21 protein-coding genes and 1 pseudogene are annotated in these 19922 nt (G+C 67.2%); 20 read left to right on the plus strand and 2 right to left on the minus strand.

The window, feature by feature from the left end; all coding sequences use genetic code 11:
• Window positions 1–650 precede the first annotated feature (650 nt).
• Together F8S13_23330 and F8S13_23335 are read left to right on the plus strand one after the other, a co-directional pair.
• Entirely contained in the window at window positions 651–4529 is a 3879-nt protein-coding gene (locus F8S13_23330; GenBank protein ID KAB8140412.1) for a hypothetical protein, read from the plus strand.
• Window positions 4530–4605: 76 nt separating this feature from the next.
• A pseudogene (locus F8S13_23335) lies at window positions 4606–4962 on the plus strand (response regulator transcription factor).
• 476 nt (window positions 4963–5438) lie between these two features.
• On the opposite strand, the gene F8S13_23340 reads toward F8S13_23335, so the two are convergent.
• The gene (locus F8S13_23340) at window positions 5439–6368 is read right to left on the minus strand and encodes an NACHT domain-containing protein (GenBank protein ID KAB8140413.1); all 930 of its coding nucleotides are present in this window, start codon (window positions 6366–6368) and stop codon (window positions 5439–5441) included.
• A 249-nt stretch (window positions 6369–6617) separates the two neighbouring features.
• On the opposite strand from F8S13_23340, the gene rpsB reads away from it, so the two are divergent.
• The 11 genes from rpsB to F8S13_23395 all read left to right on the plus strand — a co-directional run bounded on the left by rpsB (window position 6618) and on the right by F8S13_23395 (window position 13931).
• The gene (gene rpsB / locus F8S13_23345; protein KAB8140414.1) at window positions 6618–7409 is read left to right on the plus strand and encodes a 30S ribosomal protein S2; all 792 of its coding nucleotides are present in this window, start codon (window positions 6618–6620) and stop codon (window positions 7407–7409) included.
• 209 nt (window positions 7410–7618) lie between these two features.
• Window positions 7619–8149, plus strand: a complete 531-nt coding sequence (locus F8S13_23350) for an elongation factor Ts (GenBank protein ID KAB8140415.1) — start codon at window positions 7619–7621, stop codon at window positions 8147–8149.
• 57 nt (window positions 8150–8206) lie between these two features.
• The gene (locus tag F8S13_23355) at window positions 8207–8932 is read left to right on the plus strand and encodes a UMP kinase (protein KAB8140416.1); all 726 of its coding nucleotides are present in this window, start codon (window positions 8207–8209) and stop codon (window positions 8930–8932) included.
• 54 nt (window positions 8933–8986) lie between these two features.
• The gene (locus F8S13_23360; GenBank protein ID KAB8140417.1) at window positions 8987–9544 is read left to right on the plus strand and encodes a ribosome recycling factor; all 558 of its coding nucleotides are present in this window, start codon (window positions 8987–8989) and stop codon (window positions 9542–9544) included.
• Between the two features lie 71 nt (window positions 9545–9615).
• On the plus strand, window positions 9616–10335 hold the full coding sequence (locus F8S13_23365) for an isoprenyl transferase (GenBank protein KAB8140418.1): 720 nt from the start codon (window positions 9616–9618) through the stop codon (window positions 10333–10335).
• 25 nt (window positions 10336–10360) lie between these two features.
• Window positions 10361–11197, plus strand: a complete 837-nt coding sequence (locus tag F8S13_23370) for a phosphatidate cytidylyltransferase (GenBank protein ID KAB8140526.1) — start codon at window positions 10361–10363, stop codon at window positions 11195–11197.
• Window positions 11198–11401: 204 nt separating this feature from the next.
• A complete protein-coding gene (locus F8S13_23375; protein KAB8140527.1) occupies window positions 11402–12472 on the plus strand; it encodes a site-2 protease family protein in 1071 nt (356 codons plus the stop codon).
• An 84-nt stretch (window positions 12473–12556) separates the two neighbouring features.
• Window positions 12557–12799, plus strand: a complete 243-nt coding sequence (locus F8S13_23380; GenBank protein KAB8140419.1) for a hypothetical protein — start codon at window positions 12557–12559, stop codon at window positions 12797–12799.
• A gap of 9 nt (window positions 12800–12808) precedes the next feature.
• The gene (cas4, locus tag F8S13_23385) at window positions 12809–13318 is read left to right on the plus strand and encodes a CRISPR-associated protein Cas4 (protein ID KAB8140420.1); all 510 of its coding nucleotides are present in this window, start codon (window positions 12809–12811) and stop codon (window positions 13316–13318) included.
• A 17-nt stretch (window positions 13319–13335) separates the two neighbouring features.
• On the plus strand, window positions 13336–13608 hold the full coding sequence (locus tag F8S13_23390) for a hypothetical protein (GenBank protein KAB8140421.1): 273 nt from the start codon (window positions 13336–13338) through the stop codon (window positions 13606–13608).
• Window positions 13605–13931, plus strand: a complete 327-nt coding sequence (locus F8S13_23395; protein KAB8140422.1) for a hypothetical protein — start codon at window positions 13605–13607, stop codon at window positions 13929–13931. Before F8S13_23390 ends, F8S13_23395 begins: the two co-directional genes overlap by 4 nt.
• On the opposite strand, the gene F8S13_23400 is transcribed toward F8S13_23395, so the two are convergent.
• Window positions 13918–15423, minus strand: a complete 1506-nt coding sequence (locus F8S13_23400) for a GerMN domain-containing protein (protein ID KAB8140423.1) — start codon at window positions 15421–15423, stop codon at window positions 13918–13920. The two genes, F8S13_23395 and F8S13_23400, sit on opposite strands and share 14 nt — an antisense overlap.
• A gap of 214 nt (window positions 15424–15637) precedes the next feature.
• Between F8S13_23400 and F8S13_23405 the strand changes: the two genes are divergently transcribed.
• The 7 genes from F8S13_23405 to F8S13_23435 all read left to right on the plus strand — a co-directional run bounded on the left by F8S13_23405 (window position 15638) and on the right by F8S13_23435 (window position 19918).
• Window positions 15638–16372: a metallophosphoesterase family protein gene (locus F8S13_23405; GenBank protein KAB8140424.1), complete on the plus strand. Its 735-nt coding sequence runs from the start codon at window positions 15638–15640 to the stop codon at window positions 16370–16372.
• Between the two features lie 10 nt (window positions 16373–16382).
• The gene (rsmD, locus tag F8S13_23410; protein ID KAB8140425.1) at window positions 16383–16976 is read left to right on the plus strand and encodes a 16S rRNA (guanine(966)-N(2))-methyltransferase RsmD; all 594 of its coding nucleotides are present in this window, start codon (window positions 16383–16385) and stop codon (window positions 16974–16976) included.
• Window positions 16977–16986: 10 nt separating this feature from the next.
• A complete protein-coding gene (gene coaD / locus F8S13_23415) occupies window positions 16987–17472 on the plus strand; it encodes a pantetheine-phosphate adenylyltransferase (protein KAB8140426.1) in 486 nt (161 codons plus the stop codon).
• 50 nt (window positions 17473–17522) lie between these two features.
• The gene (locus F8S13_23420; GenBank protein ID KAB8140427.1) at window positions 17523–17942 is read left to right on the plus strand and encodes a hypothetical protein; all 420 of its coding nucleotides are present in this window, start codon (window positions 17523–17525) and stop codon (window positions 17940–17942) included.
• 100 nt (window positions 17943–18042) lie between these two features.
• Complete coding sequence (locus F8S13_23425; protein KAB8140428.1) at window positions 18043–18594, plus strand: DUF177 domain-containing protein; 552 nt, start codon at window positions 18043–18045, stop codon at window positions 18592–18594.
• Window positions 18595–18608: 14 nt separating this feature from the next.
• Entirely contained in the window at window positions 18609–18809 is a 201-nt protein-coding gene (gene rpmF, locus F8S13_23430) for a 50S ribosomal protein L32 (GenBank protein KAB8140429.1), read from the plus strand.
• A 116-nt stretch (window positions 18810–18925) separates the two neighbouring features.
• Window positions 18926–19918, plus strand: coding sequence for a ketoacyl-ACP synthase III (locus F8S13_23435; GenBank protein KAB8140430.1), 993 nt, complete (start codon window positions 18926–18928; stop codon window positions 19916–19918).
• The last annotated feature ends 4 nt before the right edge of the window (window positions 19919–19922 follow it).

Raw genomic sequence — 19922 nt, forward strand, 5'->3', positions numbered from 1 at the left:
ACCACCATCCAAAAATGACCACTATCGACGAAGGCGCACCCAAGCCGAACGAATACCAACGCACCGTTTCGCTAAAACGGCCTCGGAACACCCGATAAAGTGACACCATGTGAGGGCATCGCCCCCTGGGGGGGTTGCTAGGGGCAGGCCCCGAGCCGCCGCCCGCGCAGGGCATCCACCCACCTCGCCACCACCACCGCCAGCGCTGATAAGGAAAGCACAATCCGGTCGAGGTTGATTCTGACCCGGTCGAGGTTGATTCTGACCCGGTCGAGGTTGACTCTGACCCGGTCGAGGTTGATTCTGACCCGGTCGAGGTTGACTCTGACCCGGTCGAGGTTGACTCTGACCCGGTCGAGGTTGATTCTGACCCGGTCGAGGTTGATTCTGACCCGGTCGAGGTTGATTCTGACCCGGTCGAGGTTGATTCTGACCCGGTCGAGGTTGATTTTGACCCGGTCGAGGTTGACTCTGACCCGGTCGAGGTTGACTCTGACCCGGTCGAGGTTGATTCTGACCTGGTCGAGACAGCGTATGCAGCAGCGCGGCGCGCTACATGTAATGGCGCTGTAATTCCTACCGCTTGCCCCTCAGGACGCCATAGCATACCATTTCCCTTGTCTTACTACCCCACCCGCAGGGAGGATGCTATGGTTGCCCTTAACGTTGTCCAGCGCCTACGACATGGCAACGACCAGCGCGCCCACCGACGCAAGCTGGCCGCCGAGATAGCCCAGAACGCGCTTCTTCAGCAGCTGCCAGCGCTGCTCGACATCCCCCTGCCGATCCTGGGAGTCGACGGCGCGCCCCGGCACCTTGACGACACCCTCGATCAGACCCCCTACGTGCTGCTGACCGGCGCGCTGGGCAGCGGGCGCGCCACCGCGCTGCAGCAGATCGCCCAGCGGCTGCTGGCCGCCGAGGGCAGGCCTGCGCCGTGCCTGATCGTGCTGCCCAAGATCGACGACAGCCGCAGCGACCCGCACGCGCTGCTCTCGGATGCGCTGGCCAGCTACAGCCCGCAGCCGCGCACCATCTCGCGCCGCCCGCCGCCCCAGCCGCCGCTGGCCGAGCGCATCGCCGGCAGCGCGCTGCTGCTGATCGGCCTGGATGAGCTGACGCCGCAGCGCCAGGACGCGTGGCGCGCGGTGCTGCAGCTGGCCCCCGACCAGTGGCCAGAGACCATGGTGGTGGTCGCCGCCGACCGCGACGAGGAGCGCTGGCCGGGCTTCACCACGCTGATGGTGGCCCCACCGCAGGAGGGCGCGATCGAGCGCTGGATCGAGCTGCTGGTGCCAGTGGAGCGCCGCGCCGCCGTGACCGCCGCGCTGCGCCCCGGCGCGGCGCTGGCACCGCTGGCCACGCGCCTGTTCGAGGTGGCGCTGCTGGCGCTGGTGTCCGACATGGGCGCGCTGCCCACCAACCGCGCCGCGCTCTACGATGCCGCGCTCGATCGGCTATATGGCCTGAACCGCCAGCGCGAGAGCGCCCGCGAGTCGCTGGAGGCGCTGCAGCTGCTGGCCGCCTACGACGAGCGGCCCCAGAGCCTCCCGCCCGGCCTAGTCGAGCCGACCGGCTCGGGGCAGCTGCGCTTCAACCCGCCGCTGTTCCGCCGCTACCTGGCCGCCCGCCAGCTGGCCGCCGAGGGCCGCTACGACCTGATCCGGCTGCTGGCCCCCGCCGAGCAGCGCGAGATCGCGCGTTTCTGCGCGGCGATCGCGGTCGACCTGCCGCCGCTCTACCTGGCGCTGTGGGGCGATGGCAAGCCCAGCGCCGACCTGCTGCTGACCCTCGGCGTGTGCCTGCGCGAGCGGCCCGACACGCCGCCGCGCTGGGCCACCCGCGTGGCCGGGGCCATGGCGCTGCTGGCCCGCAACGGCAGGCCAGCCCAGCGCAGCCAGGCCATGGCGCTGCTGCGCCAGTGCCGGGCGGCCCTGGAGGCCACCTTCGCCACGCTGGCCCAGGCCGATGACGACTCGCAGCGCGTCATCCCGCGCATGATCAGCCTGCTGCCCGACGAGATCGCCGTGCCATTCGCCGAGCGGCTGGCCTACGATGCCGCCACCGCCCCGCAGCTGGCCTGGGATGTGGCCGAGCTGCTGGTCTCGCAGTTCCCGACGCGCAATGTGCCGATGGCACCGCCCCTAGAGCCACCCGCCCGCACCCGCTGGACCTACGTGCAGTCGCTGCACAGCGCCGAGAGCCGCGCCGCCATGGCCTGCGTGCTGGGCGGCGAGGCCATCGGCGATCTGGCCAGCTTCGGGGTGGATGATGCGCGGCTGCTGCGCGTGGCGGCGGCCCTGATCGACGACCCGCAGATCCCGCCGGCCCACCGCGCCGCCGCGCTCAGCCTGCTGAGCGGCAACAGCCAGCCCACCGCGCTGACGGTGATCGAGCGGGCCTGCTACGATGAGGATGCCAGCGTGCGCCAGGCCGCCCTGGGCGAGCTGGCCTCGCGCGATGCCAGCCGGGGCCAGACCGCGCTGAGCCGCGCCGCGCTCGATCACGACGCCCCCGGCGACACGCGCATCGGCGCGGTCGAGCGCCTGGTGCTGCGCTTTGCAGAAGAGTCGCAGCCGCTGCTGGCCCGCTGCGCCCGCGATGTCACGCTGCCGATCTACGCCCAGCTGCTGAGCGTGGCGGCCCTGGGCGATGCGGCGCTTGGCCCGATCGCCGACATCGTGCGCGACCCCGCCACCGGCGCGCTGGTGCGCTCGCTGGCCTCCACCCGGCTGAGCAGCTCCGAGGAGACCAGCTACATCCCGCTGCTGCGCAGCATGCTGGCCGATGAGGCCACCCCCGCCGAGCTGGTCGAGGGCATCTGCGCGGGCCTGAGCGCCGCCGACCCCAGCCTGTACGCGCCCATCCTGCGCCAGCTCGACCGCGCCGAGGCCGATGTCGACCTGACGATCGCCATCGTCGATGTGCTTGGCCGCCTGAAGTGCGAGGAGGCCACCAGCGCCCTGGGCGATCTGGTGGGCGCTGGCGCGCTGGCGCGGCTTGAGCGCGCGGTGCCGCAGGCCCTGCACAGCATGCCCAGCGCCGAGGCCCTGGCCAACGAGGCGATGCCCGCGCCGCTGGCCACCGGCCTGGCCAAGGCCCTGGCCCGCGCCGCCACCCAGGCCGAGCAGCCCACGGTGGTGCGCGAGTTCCTGCACGAGGAGGCCGACCGCATCCGCGCCGCCGCCGCCGAGGCGCTGGCCGCCATCGGCAGCAACACCGCCCAGGCCGCCCTGATGGCCGCGCTGATCGATGACGCGGCGGGCAGCGCGAGCGACAGCGTGGTGAGCGCGCTCGCGCACACCGGCATCAGCAGCGCCGAGGCGCTGGGCCACCTGATCGCCAGCGCCGAGGTGAGCGCGATGGTGCGCTGGATGGCCGTGCAGCACCTGCGCAGCCACCCGATGGGCGAAAATGTGATGCTGCGCACGCTCGGCCAGAGCGGCATCGACAGCTTTACGCGCGGGGCTTTGGCCGAGGCCCTGGGCCAGCGCGGTGCGATTGCGGCGCTGCCGCTGCTGCGCCAGCTGCTGGATGATACGACCGGCGACCTGCACCTGCGCTCGCAGGCGGTGGTGGGCCTGGGCATGCTGAACGAGCCTGCCACCGAGGTTGTGCTTATCCGCCTGCTCTCCGACCCGCGCGAGGATGTGGCGCTTCGCGGCCTGTCTGCCGAGCACCTGCCGCAGTCGCTTAGCGCCGAGGGCCGCCGCATCCTGCGCGAGGTACTGCGCCGCGAGCGCCAGCCCGAGCCGATCACCGCTGGCATCCTGATGGTGCTTGGCCGCGTGCAGGACAGCGAGTCGCTGCCGCTGCTGCTGCGCTACACCCAGGACGAGCGCGCCGATGTGGCCCGCGCCGCCCTCAAGGCCCTGGCCGAGCTGAATGACGGCAGTGTGGCCCCCGTGCTGGTGCGCGTGGCCCAGAACCCCGCCGCCGAGCGGGCCACCCGACTGCGCGCGATCGGCACGCTGATGCAGATCGGCGGCGAGGGCTACCGCCCGCTGCTGCGCAGCTACCTGGAAGAGGGGCCGCTGCCGCTGCGCCTGCAGGCGCTGGAGCACCTGATCAGCGCCGAGGCCAGCGCCACCGACCTGCTGGCGATCGCGCGGCACACCGTGCTGCCGATGCCGCTGCGGCTGCGCGCCCTGGCCGCCTGCGCGGCCTATGTCGAGACCTGCCCGGCCATGGAGCAGCTGGCCGCCGCCGAGGACGAGCTGCCCGAGCTGCGGGTGCGCGCCATCCGCGCCATCCGCGACCATAGCTACACCCCCGCCGTGCCAGCCCTGGTCGCCCTGGCCGCCGATGGTGCCGAGCCGATCCGTGTGGCCAGCATCCAGGCGCTGGGCGCTATCGGCGGCAGCGCGGCCTGCACCACCCTGGGCAACCTGGCCGAGGGCGCAAGCCAGAGCCACGCGATCCGCGCCTATGCCCGCGCCGCACTCTATGGCGCGATCACGCAGATGATCGCCACCAGCCGGGCGCAGCGGGTGCCCAATCGATTTGAGACCACAGCGGCTGCTGCCTAACCAACGCTGCGCCACGGCGGGGGATGCCCTACAGCGTCATCTCGCACCGCACCAGGCGCACAGCGGAGAACGCCATATGAATACCAAGATCCTGATCGTCGACGACGAACCTGCGATTGGCAAGCTGCTGACCTACCAGCTTCGCGGGTGCAACTACGCGGTGAGCTACGTTTCCGACGGCCTGAGCGCGCTTGAGCGGATCGAGCGCGAGCAGCCCGACCTGGTGCTGCTGGATGTGATGATGCCCACGCTGAGCGGCTGGGAGGTGTGCCGACAGATCCGCGCCTACTCCAGCATCCCAGTGATCATGCTCACGGCCAAAAGCTCGGATGCCGACATCATCACCGGGCTATCCTCAGGGGCGGATGACTATATCTCCAAGCCCTTCAACATGGCGCATCTGCAAGCCCGGATCGAGGCCGTGCTGCGCCGCACCCAGGCTAGCCCGCGCCCGCGCACGGTAGGCACCAGCGGGCTCAAGCAGCGCCCCGCCCCGCCGCCTGAGCCCGCCGTTTCGCCACCGCCTGCGCCTGCCGCCCCGCCGCCGCCCAGCCTCGATCTCTCGGATCTGCCGCTGCCTGCGGCGGCTGCGCCCTCGCCCGCCGCCCAGGCCAGGCGCGTGGGCCTGCAGCTGCGCGATGCCCGGCTGGCCAAGGGTATCCCGCTCATCCAGGCCGCCCGCGACTGCAGCACGCGCTGGGAGTTTTTGCAGGCGATCGAGCAAGAGAACTTCGCCTATGTGCCCAAGCAGCAGCTGCGCTCGGCGCTGCAGCGCTACAGCCGCTACCTAGGCATCGATATCCAGCAGCACCTGCCACCCGCGCCGCCGCGCCGCCCGTGGAGCATGCTGCAGTACGCCACGCTGTTCACCTTCATCCTGCTGGTGATCGCCGTTGGGGTCTACTTTCTCTAGCGCAGCGCCAGCACGATCACCAGAATCACCAGGCCCACCAGCGCCGCCACCACCCAGGTGGGCGGCGCTTCGATCTCCATGGTGGCGGGCGCTGGCGGCGTTTGGCGCTGGCCCTCGCCGGTGTCCAGCGTGAAGGCGGCCTCGCCCGCTGCGGCGGCGGCGGCGAACACCTGCGGTGGCAGCGGCGACCCTGGGATGGGCATGTCGCGCGCCTCATCGAGGTAGGCCCTGGCCCAGGGGTAGCTAGGCTGCTGCGCCGCCTGGAAGAGATGGTAGGCCGCGCGCTGCATGTAGGCGGGGTGGCCCAGGCTCAGCTGGTAGAGCTGCTGCAGGTTTCGCGGGCCGAAGGCCACCCCCGTACCCTCAAGGTAGGCCTCGGTGAACAGCCGCACCTCGGCCTGCGCGAAGGCCCCCAGCCGCACCAGCGCGAAGCGCTCGCCCAGCGCGGGCGGCTCGGTCCCGAAGGCGCAGGCCAACAGCAGATGGCCGCCGCGCGCCAGCCGCGCCAGGCTGTCGAGCAGCTCGGCGCCCCAGGCAGTGGGAAGCGCCTGCTCGGCGTTGTCGAGGCACACCAGCACCGGCGCTGGCGTGCCGGCCAGGGCGCGCAGCAGCGCCGTCGGCGTCTCGCCGGGCTGGGCCAGCGCGCGGATGATCAGGCGGTAGACCTCGGCGGCGCTGGATGTGGCCGCGCCCGCCAGATCGAGCGAGATCGCGATCAGGTCGAGCTGCTCCAGATTCACCGCCGCCGACTGCGCCACATGGTGCAGCAGCGACGACTTCCCCACCCCGGCCACCCCCACTACCGCCACCGGCATGCGCTGCTCCATCGCGCCGAACAGCAGCGACAGCTCGCCCCAGCGCCCAGCAAAGAAGCGCGGGTCGCGGATGGCCCCCCGCTGGGTGAACGGATTATGCTGAGTTTCCATAAAGATCTCGCTTTCTCGCCAATGTTGGTGGCAGCATAGCACATGCGTAGCCGCGGCACTGGCCGATCTGGCGCATGGGGAAGCGATTTGCCGCACTCGCGCTTGTATGATATACTGCACCACATCGCGCCTTCAGTGCGAAACACACACACCGCTTGGTGCACTTGCCTATCTGCCGATCAGGCGATCGGTCGGGCCAGCATGCAAGAGCGGTGGCGGAATCAAGATACCTTAAGGAGTACCGTACCCATGACCCAGGCAACGCAGCGGCTCATCCCCCTCAAGTCCCTGCTTGAGGCAGGCGCTCACTTCGGGCACCAGACGAAGCGCTGGAACCCCAAGATGAAGCCCTATATCTTCGCAGGGCGCAATGGCATCCACATCATCGACCTGCAGAAGACCACGGCTGGCCTGACCGACGCCTACCGCTTCGTCACCGAGACGGTGGCCGCTGGCGGCAAGATCCTGTTTGTCGGCACCAAGAAGCAGGCCCAGGATGTGATCGCCGAGGAGGCCGGGCGCGCTAGCCAGCTCTACATCACCCAGCGCTGGCTCGGCGGCACGCTCACCAACTTCAGCACCATGCGCAAGCGGCTCCGCTACCTCAACGACCTTGAGGCCCAGCGCGACCGCGGCGACTTCGCCAAGCTTACCAAGGCCGAGGGCCTGAAGCTTGAGCAGGAGATCGAGAAGCTGAACCGCGTGTTCGCTGGCCTCAAGACGATGGATCGCCTGCCCTCGGCCCTCTTCATCGTGGATCCCCACAAGGAAGATCTGGCGGTGAAGGAGGCGGTGAAGGTTGGTATTCCGATCGTCGCGATGGTGGACACCAACTGCGATCCGGATCCGATCAACTATATCATCCCCTGCAACGACGACGCGATCCGCAGCATCCGCCTGATCACCGGCAAGATCGCCGACGCCGCCGTGGAGGGTTCCACCCGCCGCGAGACCTCGCAGGCCGATGCCATGCGCGGTGGCCAGTACGATGCGCAGCCGGTCGAGCAGGCCGAGGCCGCCGAGACCGAGGCCGCCGAGTAAACTGGCGCGACAACAGCGCTTCATACTCGTGAGGAAGATTGGAAGCGCGGCGCGGCTGTCGCTTCCTCTCTTCCCATTTTTATGCAATCAACTTTGAGCGATGCGCAGGGGTGAAACGCCGCCTGCGCGCGAGGGCGCCAGCGGCCCCGCCCACGGGCGCGGCGCGGCCACCTCGCCAGGCAGAGAGCCACACGTAAAGGAGCACTACCTTGGCAGAGATTACAGGACAGATGGTGAAGGAGCTGCGCGAGCGCACCGGTGCCGGCATCAAGGACTGCAAAGACATCCTGACCCAGACCGAAGGCAATATGGACAAGGCCATCGCCATCCTGCGCGAGAAGGGCCTGAAGGTCAGCGAGAAGGTCGCCGACCGCGCCGCGAACGAGGGCCGCGTGGAGGTCTACATCCACCCCGGCAACCGCCTGGCCGCCCTGGTCGAGGTCGACTGCGAGACCGACTTTGTGGGCCGCAACGAGGACTTCATCAAGCTCTGCGGCGCGCTCGCCATGCAGATCGCCGCGATGAACCCGCGCTACATCCGCCCCGACGAGGTGCCCGCCGATGCGATCGAGGCCAGCGGCGAGAAGCCCGAGAAGTTCTACGAGAACTACGTGCTGCTCAACCAGCCCTTCGTCCGCGACCCCTCCAAGACCATCGAGGACCTTGTCAAAGACACCGTCGCGAAGGTTCGTGAGAACATCATCATCCGCCGCTTCGTCCGCTACGAGATCGGCGGCTAAGATGAAGGCAGCACAGAGCGCTCGCGCGAGCGCTCTGTGCTTTCCTTCCCAACAAGCATGACACAACCCATCTACCGCCGGGTGCTGCTGAAGATGAGCGGCGAGGCCCTGGCCGGTGACAAGAGCAACACCCTCGACCAGTCGGTCCTCGACTACTACGCCCAGGAAATCAAGTCTGTCCATCGCCACGGTGTTGAGGTGGCAGTCGTCCTCGGCGGGGGCAATATCTGGCGGGGCAACAAGGCCATCTCTCGCGGGATGGACGCCGCGCAGTCGCACTACATGGGCATGCTGGCCACCGTGATCAACGCGCTGGCCCTGCAGGACGCCCTAGAGCGCCACGGCGTGTTCACGCGCGCGATGACCGCCATCAGCATGGATGAGGTTGCCGAGCCATACATCCGCCGCCGCGCCACCCGCCATCTCGAAAAGGGCCGCGTGATCATCCTGGCGGCGGGCACTGGCAACCCCTACTTCACCACCGACTCCGCCGCCGCCCTACGCGCGGCAGAGATGCACGCCGAGGTTATCCTGATGGCGAAAAACGGTGTCGACGGCATCTACAGCGCCGATCCCCGCCACGACCCCTCGGCCACCAAGTTTGGGCACATCACATACATGGAGGCGCTGAGCCGCGGCCTGACGGTGATGGACAGCACCGCTCTCACCTTCTGTATGGATAATAAGCTGCCGATCATCGTCTTTGACTCGATGCAGGTCGGTTCGATCGAGCGGATCGTGCTGGGCGAGCAGCTGGGGACGCTGGTCAGCAGCGGCGAATAGATCATTGGCTTCCGCCGCAACAAGTTGTTGCGCGCACAACCCGGAGATAGGCGTATGATCAGTGACATCCAACGCGAAACCGAAGGCAAAATGAAAAAGACCGTCGAAGCGCTGCGCCACAGCCTGAGCAGCATTCGCACGGGCCGAGCGTCGCCGGCACTCGTTGAGGACCTGGAGGTCGAGGCCTATGGGTCGACGATGCCGCTGAATCAGCTCGCCGGGGTGAACATCCCCGAGGCTAAGATGATCATCATCCAGCCCTACGACGCCGGGACGCTCAAGGCCATCGAGAAGGCCATCCAGAACTCGGATCTGGGCCTGAACCCCTCGAACGACGGGCGGATCATCCGGCTGGTGCTGCCCGCGCTCACCCAAGAGCGCCGCAAGGAGCTGACCAAGCAGGTGAAGGCCCGCGTGGAGGAGAGCAAGGTGGCGCTGCGCAACATCCGCCGCGAGTCGCTGGAGGATGTGAAGAAGCTGCTTGCCGACAAGCAGATCTCTGAGGATGAGCAGCGCCGCGGCCAGGAGAAGCTCCAGGAGCTAACCGACCGCTACACCCGCGAGCTGGATGCTGTTGGCTCGGCCAAAGAGACCGAGGTCATGGAGGTCTAGATAGGAGCTAGGCATGGCGCTTGCGGTCGGTACGCCCGCCGCGAGCGCCGCCTATGTTCTGAGGTACAATCATGTCGTCAGAAGCGAACGCGTATTCTCGCGTGCCGAAACATATTGCGATCATCATGGATGGCAATGGCCGCTGGGCCAAGCAGCGCGGGCTTCCCCGCCTGGCAGGCCACCGCGCCGGCACGGAAAATATCCGCCGGATTGTGACCGAGAGTGTGGAGCAGGGCGTCCGCTGCCTGACTCTCTACGCCTTCTCGACCGAGAACTGGACACGCCCCTCCGCCGAGGTGGAGGGCCTGATGCTCATCCTGAGCGAGTTCATGGATCGCGAGCTGCAGAACCTGCACCGCGAGGGCGCGCAGATCCGGCACTTGGGCAGCATGGAAAACGTGTCGCCCGCGCTGCAGCGCAAGATCCAGAACGCCTGCGATCTGACCCGCGACAACACGCGGATCACGCTGGCGGTGGCCTTCAACTACGGCGGCCGGGCCGATATCACCCACGCGGTGCGCCGCCTGGTGGCCAGCGGCATCTCGGCGGATGAGATCACCGAGGAGCAGATCGCGGCCCACCTCTCGACCCAGGGCATGCCCGACCCCGACTTGGTGATCCGCACCAGCGGCGAGCTTCGGCTCTCGAACTTTCTGATCTGGCAGGCGGCCTATAGCGAATACTGGACCACGCCAGTCTACTGGCCAGAGTTCGGGCCGCTGCAACTGCGACAGGCGATCCAGGAATATGGACAACGCGAACGCCGATTCGGCGGCCTCATCAAAAGCTAACAAGCCAAGCTCGCTGCTGCCCCGCGTGGCCAGCGCCGCCGTGCTGCTGCCGGTGATCATCATCATCGTGTGGTGGAACTACTGGGCGATGTCGCTGGTGCTGGGCGCGGTGGTGGTGCTGGCCCTGCTCGAGCTGTACGGCACCTACACCCACGGCGGCTATCGCCCGCACACCTGGGTCGGCATCGCGGGCGCGCTGGGCCTGGTGGCCAGCGTGGCGCTGCGCCCCATCCTAGGCGGCTTCGACCTGCTGGGCCTGGTGATCACGCTGCTGATCGCAGGCAGCCTGACCGCCACGCTGTCGCGTAGCTCGGAGGAGCGTGGGCTGGCGAGCTGGGCGCTGACCGTGGCTGGCGCGATCTATGTGGGCTGGATGTATAGCTTCGTGCTCAGCCTGCGCCTGCTGGAGACGCCGCTCCGCCCCTCTTTCCTGGCGGGCCTGGGCCTGCCGTCCGGCGCGGCCTGGCTGTTTGGCGTGATGGCGATCACGTGGCTGCAGGATACCTTCGCCTACTTTGTGGGCAAGCGCTTTGGCAAGCACAAGATGGCCCCCGCCCTGTCGCCCAAGAAGACCTGGGAGGGCGCTGCTGGCGGGATGCTGGGCGCGTTCGCCGGAGCGCTGGCGGGCATCTACCTGTTCTGCCTGCCGCTCTCGCTGCCCCAGGCCGCGCTGCTGGCGCTGGTGGGCGGCGTGGTCGGCCCGGTGGGCGATCTGGCCGAGTCGCTGATGAAGCGCCAGGTGGGCCTGAAGGATGCGGGCAACATCATCCCTGGCCACGGCGGCCTGCTCGACCGCTCCGACAGCCTGCTGTTTACCGCCCCCATCCTCTACTACATCATTCTACTGCTGCACTTCCACTAGCGGCACCGCCCGCCAAACGTACAGCGGCTGAGCCTCGCTCATTCGTTGACAGCGGCCATGGCTTTGGGGTACACTACCCGGCACAGATGCATGGCGGTCTCCCGCCGCACCATGTCATACCTGCGACCACCCCCATAACCATTAAAGGAGCGGGCATTGGAAGGCTTTACAGGCGGTATTCTCACACTGATCATCTTTCTTGCGATGCTTGCGGTGCTGGTGCTGGTGCACGAGCTTGGGCACTTTCTCACCGCGCGCTGGCTGGGTATCGCGGTCGATGAGTTTGGCATTGGCTTCCCCCCTCGCGCCAAGGTGCTGTTCGAGCACAAGGGCGTGCAATATACATTGAACTGGCTACCTATCGGTGGATTTGTGCGCTTCGGCGGCGATGGCGAGTCGCTGTATGGCGCTGGCGGCAGCCTGGCCGCAGCCGCGCCGTGGAAAAAGATCCTGGTGCTGCTGGCTGGCCCGCTGATGAACCTGCTGCTTACCTACCTGATCTACTGCGGCCTGATGTTCGCCAACGGTGTGCCTCACCAGCTGGGTGGGATCACGCTGGATGGCGTGGTGGCGGGCACCCCGGCGGCTCGCGCTGGCTTTCAGGCGGGCGATAGCGTGATCGCTATGAACGGCCAGGAGATCGGTACCGACATCAATGTCATCCGATCGATCGCCGAGCAGAACACCGATACGCCGATCTCGGCGCTGGTGCTGCGCGATGGCGCAGAGCAGACGCTCACGGTCACCCCTGGCCAGTGGACCGACCCCGAGACCAAGAAAGTGTTTGAGAGCGGCTTTGGCTTCTCGTACAGCAGCCGCGTCGAGTATCTGCCGGTTAGCCCGTTTGGCGCACTGGTGGTAGGCGCACAGCAGACCGGCACCACGCTGCAGAGCTTTGTCGCAGCGATCGGCAAGCTGGTGGGTGGCCTGGTTGGGCATAACGAGCCGGTGCCGGGCGGCTTCACCGGGGTGGTGGGCATGGCGCGCGGCACGGGCGAGGTGATCGAGAAGCACGGCGCGACCGGCTTCTGGGAGTGGATGGCGCTGATCAGCCTCAACCTCTTCCTGTTCAACCTGCTGCCCATCCCCGCGCTGGATGGCAGCCACATCCTGTTTTCGCTGGTGGAGCTGGCGCGGCGCGGCAAAAAGATCCCGCCTGAGAAAGAGGCGCTGGTACACGCGGTTGGCTTCGCGATGCTGATGGGCCTGATGGTCGTCGTCACCATCTCGGATGTGGCCAACTGGATTGGTGGCGGATCGGTGCTTGGGCAATAGAGGGCATCGGTGACGCATTGGCGGCGAACATGCGGGGCGAAAGCCTGCGGTTCGCCGCTTCTCTATTGATCTAGGAGCTATGGCATGCCTACCCCACGCCTGCCCATCATCCGTGCCAGCGAGATCGGCGAGTATGTCTACTGCGCCCGCAGCTGGTGGCTGCGCCGCGTGGAGGGCCTGGAGCCGGAGGGCCGCGAGCGGCGCGAGCGCGGCGCGCAGCTGCATCGCAGGCACGGCATGGCGGTGCAGGGCAGCCGAGCGCTGGCCCTAGTGGCCCTGCTGCTGGTGCTGGCGGGGCTTGGGCTGGTGCTGTTTGGCGCGCGCTAGGTAGGGCATATGGGCATCTCTCTTGGGCTGGCGCTGCTGGTGCTGGCGGTGGCGTGCGCGATCTGGGCTAGCTCCATCCGTCGACGTACCGGCCTGCCGTGGGTGCCGGTGCGCTCGCAGGATGTGCTGGGCCGCGAGCTAGAGAAGCCGCTGTTCTCGCGCAGGCTGGGGCTCACCGGCAAGCCCGACTATCTGCTGGAGATCGGCGGGGCGCTCATACCGGTGGAGGTCAAGCCCTCGCGCCGGTCGCCCACGCCCTACGACTCGGACCTGATGCAGCTGGCCAGCTACTGCCTGCTGATCGAGGAGACCGAGGGCCAGCCGCCGCCCTATGGCCTGCTGCGCTACGCCCAGCGCACCTTCCGGCTCAACTATACCGAGCAGGTGCGCGAGGATGTGCTGGCCCTGATGGATGAGATGCGCGCGCTGCTGGATGTGGCCGACTGCGCGCGCAGCCACGACGAGTCGCAGCGCTGCCGCAGCTGTGGCTTCTACACGATCTGTGATGACGCGCTGTGAGCAGAGAAGAGGACACTGTGAGCGATACGGCGACAGGTGAAAAGAAGCAGATCCGCCGATCCGAGGTGATCGAGCGGATCGAGGCGCGGCTGGCGGGCCAGCTGGCCCAGTCGGCGCTGGCCGGGTGGGCCTTCGATCGGTTCTACGCCGAGGAGCTGGGGAACGAGGTCTATGAGCCGGGGGCAGAGGGCGCGCTTGCCGATGCGCTCGACGCGCTGATGTTCTGCGACGACCCCGGCTTCGGCCTAGATACCAGCGAGCTAGCGGCGCTCATCCAGAATCTACGATGAAACTCAAGATCACCCAGCACCCCCGGATGCGCGATATCGCCGTCGGCGACGAGGTCTACTGCTACCCGCTGCAGCTGTTTGCGCGGGTGGTCGAGACCTTTCCGGCGGCTGTCTGCGTGCGCCTGGGCATCCTCTCCATCCACCGCCGCATGGATCTGATCTTCTCGCCCCAGCTCTGGTGTGCCGATGATATCGAGAACCTGAGCGTGTGCCGCTACTGCGGCAGCCGCGAGCGCCTATGCCTTGAGACGCTCACCGGCATCCCCTTCCACGTGTGCGACCACTGCTTGCACGAGCACGAGCTAGGCGCTACTCAGGATTGATCTGGGGCCTGCCAAAGCCACTGCGGTAGGCCTCGCCCCAGTAGTCTCCCAGCGATTTCCCCTCGACCAGAATCTGCACCCCGCGCACATCGGGCAGCGTGGTGAGCGACTGCACCAGGTTGCGCACCGCAGCCTCGCGGCTGTCGGCCCGGCTGAATGCCTCGCTGAGGTCGACGGTGATCACCCGTGTGGCGCGATCGAGCGCCAGCTGGCGCAGCGCTGTGCCCTGCGGTATGACGCGCTGGAGGGTGGGGCCGTAGCTGCCCGGGCCATCCAGCAGCGCCTGCACGGTGGCGCTGGCGGTGTCCTTGGTCTTGGGCACCACGCGCATCACTCGCACGTCGTGGCTGCCATCGGCTAGCGGGAAGTAGAGCGGTAGGAACTCGGACATGCTGGTGTCTTCGGCCAGACCATCGGGGTTGAGCGGGTTGAGCACCGGGCGGCTGGCTGGCTGGCCGCTGCTGGCACCGTTCACCTGCAACTGCACGCGCTGCACCCCCGCCAGCTGGGTGAGCGTGAGCACCAGGGCCTGCTGGGCACGCTCGCCCAGCCGCTGGTCGAGGTTGATGGTAGCGGTACCACCGGCCACCCCAGCGCTGATGAGATGTACCTCTGGCCCGACCAGCGCCACCAGGCCGGTGCGCGATCCGGCGATCAGCTCGCGCACGGCGGCCTCGGCCTCGCGCCCCTGGGCCACCGCCACCGTGCGCTGCACCGGGATGTAGAGTGTCCCCGACGCATCGCCGAAGTAGAGCGTGAGCTGCTGCTGGCTGGCTGCGGCCATGGTGGCGGTGGGGGTGCTCTGCGGCGTGCGGCTGGGCAGGGTAGCGCTGGGCGCGGCCGTCGGGGTGGCGCTGGGCGCGCTGGTGCTGCTGGGCGCTGCGGACGGGGCGGCGCTGGTGGCCTGCGTGGGCGCTGGCTCGGCGGGCTGGGTGGGCGGGAACATCACGTTGCCCATGGTGGGCTGGGCCGTGGCGGCCAGCGTGGGCGTGCTGGTAGGCAGCGTGGTGGGCAGCACCGTGGGCGTGGCCGGCAGCACCGTGACGCTGGCATGGGCTGTGCTATCGGTAGGAACCAGGGTGGCCAGCTGTGGGCTGGCGGTGGGCGCGGCGGATGCCTGGCCCTTGCCCCAGATCGCCCGCAGCCCCAGCGTGAGCGATATGACGCCGATCAGCCCCAGCATCACCAGCATCAGGGTGTAGATCGCGCGGTCGCGCGGGGCCAGCGTGGCCAGCCAGCTGCGCATGCCGCCCTCGGCCTGGGCGGGCGGCTCGGCGGGGGGGGCGGGCACATCCTGCGTTGTGGGGAGCATGGAACCCGTGTATAATGGGCAGTGCACATGCCCGGCAGCAAGGCAGAAGCTCGCCTGATTGACAGGAATATCGATCGGCTCGCCGCTCACATAGCAGCGATGTTCGGTGGTTGGTGAGGCGAAGCGAATCGCACGATTCTGCTTGAGGCCCAGGTATGGGCAGTGGCCAGATGGTTCCATAACGTGTCGCCGCAGCTCCTTATGGCCCGGTGGTACGATGTTGCTACACATTATAACGGCAGGCCATGAGCGACCGGGATGGAGAACCATTACCGGACGTTAACAGCTCGTGCGCCGCCACTACCACGGTTTGTACGGCGCACCGCGCCCCGCATGGGCGGGATGCACAGGAAGCACGCGCGGCGGTACGCTGCTAGCTAATGGCCAGAAGACTATGAGAATTGTTATCGTCTCCGACATCCACTCCAACCTAGTAGCCCTTGAGACGGTGCTGAGCGCCGTGGGCAGCTTCGACCAGCTCTGGAACCTTGGCGACACCATTGGCTATGGGCCACGCCCCAACCAGTGCATGGAATCGATGCGCGCGCTGGCATCGGTGATGATCGCTGGCAACCATGATCTGGGCTGCATCGGCAAGGTTGACCTGACCGACTTCAACACCGATGCGAAGCTCGCCAACCTGTGGAACGGCGAGCAGCTGACCGCCGATAATCGCGCGGCGCTCGACATGCTGCCGCCCAGCACGGTGGTGGATGATCGCTTTATGGTGGCCCACGGCAGCCCGCGCGATCCGGTGTGGGAGTATATGCTCGCGCGCGATCAGGCGGCGGCCAACTTCGAGGTGTGCAGCCAGCAGGTCTGCTTTATCGGCCACTCGCATGTGCCGCTGATCTTCGTGAAGACCAGCGATGGCCAGTACAGCAACCCCATCCTGCCCACCGCAGGCGACACGCTGCAGCTTGAGGATGGCGTGCGCTACTTTATCAACCCCGGCAGCGTGGGCCAGCCGCGCAACCAAGATCCGCGCTCGGCCTACGCCATCCTCGATACCGATGCTGGCAGCGTGCGCTTCATGCGGATCGAGTACGATATCGCCAAGACCCAGCGGCAGATGCGCGAGGCCCAGCTGCCCACCGCGCTGGTCCGTCGGCTCGAGTTTGGGATGTGAGAGGGCTACTATGCGAGTGATCACTGGTTCGGCCAAGGGCCACCACCTCAAGGCTCCCAAGGGGATGGGCACACGCCCCATGCTCGATCGGGTGAAGGAGGCGGTGTTCTCGGTGCTGGAGGGCTACGGCCCAATACGCGGCAATGTGCTGGATGTGTTTGCGGGCACTGGCTCGCTGGGCATCGAGTGCCTGTCGCGCGGGGCCGCGCACGCCGACTTCGTCGAGCGCAACCCCCACGTCTGCAAGATCATCGCCGAGAACCTGGAGCACACCCGCTTTACTGAGCGCGGCAAGGTGCACCAGATGCCGGTGATGCGCTATGTGACCACCGCTAAGCCAGAATCGAAGTATGCTATAATCTTCATGGACCCGCCCTACGCAGATCCAGCGATAGAAGATACGATTCGTGCGGTGGCGACATCCGGCCTGCTTGACCCCGAGGGTCTGGTGATCGTTGGCCACTCGCCCCGCGTCGAACTTGCAGATCAGTATGAGCCACTGCGGCGGATCAAGTTCCGTCGGCTCGGCGACTCATGCTTTTCTATTTTCGAGCCAGATCCCTCCGGCGAGGCGGCGGAGACGCCCGCGCCCGAGGGGCACTAAGGAGCATGGCGTGACGATCGCCGTCTACCCTGGAAGCTTTGACCCTGTCACCAACGGCCATCTTGACATAGCGGCGCGGGCCGCCCGCCTGTTCGACACCGTGATCATGGCGGCGTTCGACACGCCCAACAATAAGCGGCTGCTGTTCAGCACCGAGCAGCGGCTCGAGCTGCTGCGCGAGGCCACGCGCGACATGCCGAATGTGCGGGTCGACACCTACTCGCAGCTGACGGTTGACTACGCCCGCAGCGTGGGCGCCAGCGTGATCGTGCGCGGCCTGCGCGCCGTGAGCGACTTCGAGCACGAGTTCCAGCTGGCCCAGATCAACCACACCCTGGCCCCCGACATCGAGCACATCACCTTCATGTCGGATCAGAAGTATACCTTCTTCAGCTCAAGCACTGTGCGCGAGCTGGCCTCGCTGAATGGCGATGTGACCTGGCTGGTGCCACCCCACGTGGTGCTGGCCCTCAAGCGCGCCTACGGCCATGAATAGCGCTGCACAGCGGCCCCGCGCCGTTCTGTGATGATGGGGGGTGATTCGCCATCGAACTCGATGATCTCATCGACGAGCTAGAGGATATTCTTGCCGAGGGGCGGAGGGTTCCATTTAGCGGGCGTCTGCTGATCGATGAGGACCGCATCCTGGATGTGATCGACCGCATGCGTGTGGCGCTGCCCGAAGAGGTGAAGCAGGCGCGGCGGGTGATCAGCGAGCAAGAGCGGCTGCTGGCCGAGGCCCAGGCCAAGGTGCAGCAGGCCCTCGAAGAGCAGGGGCTGCTGGCCGCCGCCGAGGCCGAGCGCGCCCGCCTGATCGAGCAGGCCGAGCGCGATGCCATGAGCATCCGCGCAGGCGCCGACGAGTACGCCACCCAGGTGCTCAGCGAGCTGGAGCAGCGGCTCCAGAAGCTCACCGCCAGCGTGCAGAACGGCCTGGGCGAGCTGCGTCAGAACAGCACGCGCTAGGCAGCGCCCGCTTCCCAACGCCCGCTCCTAACATTTGACACTGCGCTACAACTCGCCTATAATGTGGCCTCTGTGAGCGCGGAGGAGCGCGCGCATTGCTATGCACATAAACAAGCCATTAACCGACCTAAAGTTTAACGTCGCGCAGCTGCTGCGCGAGGACATCGGCGGTCGACGGAGCTATACCTTCCAAGAGGAGGCGCTGCTGCTCGACGAGGAGACCATGCTGCGGAAGATCGTGGGCGAGGTTCGCTTCACCCGCACCGCAAGCGGCGTGCTGGCCGATGCCGATGTGCGCGGTGTGGTGGAGACGCAGTGCATCCGCTGCCTCACCGCCGTGCAGGTGCCGCTTGAGCTGGCCTTCCGAGATGAGTTTCACTCGATGGTCGAGGTCAACACCGGCAGCCCGCTGCCCAAGCCAGCCGAGGATGACCCGTTCTTCATCAACGAGAACCACCTGCTGGATCTGGGCGAGGCCATCCGCGAGTACGGCCTGATCGAGATGCCGATGCGCCCGCTCTGCCGCGAGGACTGTAAAGGGTTATGCCCGCAGTGCGGCGTGGATCGCAACACCACCCAGTGCAGCTGCAGCGATGACGATGGCGACGACCGACTAAGTGTACTACAACAACTTTTAGATAAAAACCGATAAGGAGCTAGACGAGCATGGGTGCTGTACCGAAGACAAAGGTTTCCCGCCACTACCGCGGCAACCGCCGCCGCCACCTCGCGCTGAGCGCGCCGACCCTGGTCCCCTGCTCGCAGTGCGGCCAGCTGCACCGCGCACACCACGTGTGCAAGAGCTGCGGCACCTACCGTGGCCGCCAGGTGATCGAGATCCGCAGCAAGGTTGCGGATGACGAGTAGGCGAAACTGATTTCGTTCCGAGGGGTTATTGGCTTGTCGCCAGCGAGCCAATAACCCCTTCTTTGTAAACGCCAGCGGCCCCAGGCAGGGCCGATGTGCGGCACCCAGAGGGGCACATGTCACACTACGCAGCGATTACGGGATGGGGTATGGCCGTGCCCGAGCGTCGGCTGACCAACGCCGATCTCGAGCGCATGGTCGAGACGTCGGATGAGTGGATCACCACCCGCACGGGCATCCGCGAGCGCCGTATCGTGGGGCCAGGCGAGAGCACATCCACGCTCGCCACCGAGGCGGGCCGCCGCGCGCTGGCCAAGGCCGGCATCGAGCCCGGCCAGATCGACCTCGTCATCCTTTCCACCTGCACCCCCGACCGCCCATTCCCCGCCACCGCATGCACGGTCCAGAACAACCTCGGCATCACCGGCGCGCCCGCCTTCGATCTGGCGGCGGCGTGCAGCGGCTTCGTGTATGGCCTGAATGTGGCCACTAGCATGGTGCGCGCGGGCGCGGCCAAGAACGTGCTGTTTATCGCCGCCGATGTCTTCACCAAGTACATCAACTGGAATGACCGCAACACCTGCGTGCTGTTTGGCGACGGCGCGGGCGCGGTGGTGCTGCAGGCCACCGATGAGTCGCTGGGCATGCTCTCCTGCGTGATGGGGGCCGACGGCGGCAGCGAGGACTTGATGGCGGTGGATGCGGGCGGCTCGCGCCTGCCAGCCACGCCCGAGCTGCTGGAGCAGGGCCGCCAGTACGTGTACATGAACGGGCGCGAGATCTTCAAGCTGGCCGTGCGCGGCATGGGCGACTCGTCGACCGAGGCGATGGCGCGGGCGGGCGTGGCCACCGACCAGATCGAGCTGGTCATCCCCCACCAGGCCAACCTGCGGATCATCGACGCGGCGGCCAAGCGCTTGGGCGTGCCCATGGAGCGCGTGATGGTGAACATCGACCGCTACGGCAACACGTCGGCTGCCACCATCCCCATAGCGCTGGTGGAGGCCGCCGAGCAGGGCCGCCTGCACGAGGGCGGCCACGTGCTGCTCACCGCGTTCGGCGGCGGGCTGACATGGGCCTCGGCGGTGGTGCGCTGGGGGCGGCCCTAGGGCT

The organism is Chloroflexia bacterium SDU3-3, from assembly GCA_009268125.1.
GTDB lineage: Bacteria > Chloroflexota > Chloroflexia > Chloroflexales > Roseiflexaceae > SDU3-3.